At 61.2% G+C, this 1,014-nt stretch carries 1 pseudogene; it reads right to left on the bottom strand.

Going from position 1 to position 1,014, the window contains the following annotated elements:
- Positions 1-1,014: pseudogene (locus UCMB321_RS31150) on the bottom strand (S-layer family protein); the annotation flags it as partial.

The raw sequence follows: 1,014 nt of genomic DNA, 5'->3' as shown, positions 1-1,014 counted from the left end.
TTGTTCGCGGCTTCGATACGCGCAGCGCTGTCGAGCAGTTCACGGTGTGTGGCGAAGCCGGTACCCTGGTCGGTGTGGTTGACATCGCGCTGGTTGAGCACGTCGCCGGTAACGGCCGTCACGCTCACATCACGCCCGGCAATGATCCCGCCCGACTTGTTGACGAGGTTGTTACCGGCCAGCAAGTCCAGACGATTGCCCGCTTCGATCAGGCCGGTGTTGACCAGATCGGTGCCCGCCATGGCCGACAGGTTGTTGCTGGCGCGCAAGGTCCCGCTGTTTTCCAGGTTCGCACCGGCAATCAGGGTGACATCCGTGCCCTGGATCAACGCGCCATTCGGCGCCAGGCGGTTGTTGGCGTTAGCCAGGTAGAGCACCGGCACCAACACTTCCTCGCCGTTGACGACCTGCTTTTCCATCCAGACGATGTCGTGGGTCAGGGCCGCGACCTGCTCGGAAGTCAGGGTTACACCGACCGACAGATTGAGCTGCTGCTTGCTGCTGATGGCGTTGTCCATCAGATACTTGAACAGCTTCTCGTTCGAGGTTTGGCCATCGATGAAGCGTTGGCCCGTACGGGCCACCACCGCCTGCTGAATCAGTTTCTGCTCATAGAAACCATCACCCAAGCGCTTGGCGCTGGTGTCCGGGTTATAACCCAATCCACTCAGCAGGTAGTCCGAGCTCATGAACTGCTTGAGGTCAGTGAGTACCGGGTTGGTTTCGATCAGGTATTTCTGCGGGTTGGACTTGACCGACATATCCGGCAGGCCCTGCACGCGAGCCAGGGTCGATATGCTCGTGGCCGCACCCGATGTGGCGACGGGGGCGATTGCCGGAATCAGCGGGTCGCGCTGAGTCACCGGCAAGGTCGGCGTCACACCGGGAACCACCACGGCCTGATGAGCGGCATCGACCTGCACCGCCCCTGGTTGGGTGATGGCCGAGGTGCTGCTGTTGTAACCCGGCAGTTGGATGACATTGCTACCGCTATCGACAGGCGCGGCAACGTTG

It is taken from the genome of Pseudomonas batumici, from assembly GCF_000820515.1.
GTDB classification, from domain to species: Bacteria; Pseudomonadota; Gammaproteobacteria; order Pseudomonadales; family Pseudomonadaceae; genus Aquipseudomonas; species Aquipseudomonas batumici.
Note: the sequence above shows the minus strand (reverse complement) of the source record. Positions and strands in the feature narration are given on the sequence as shown.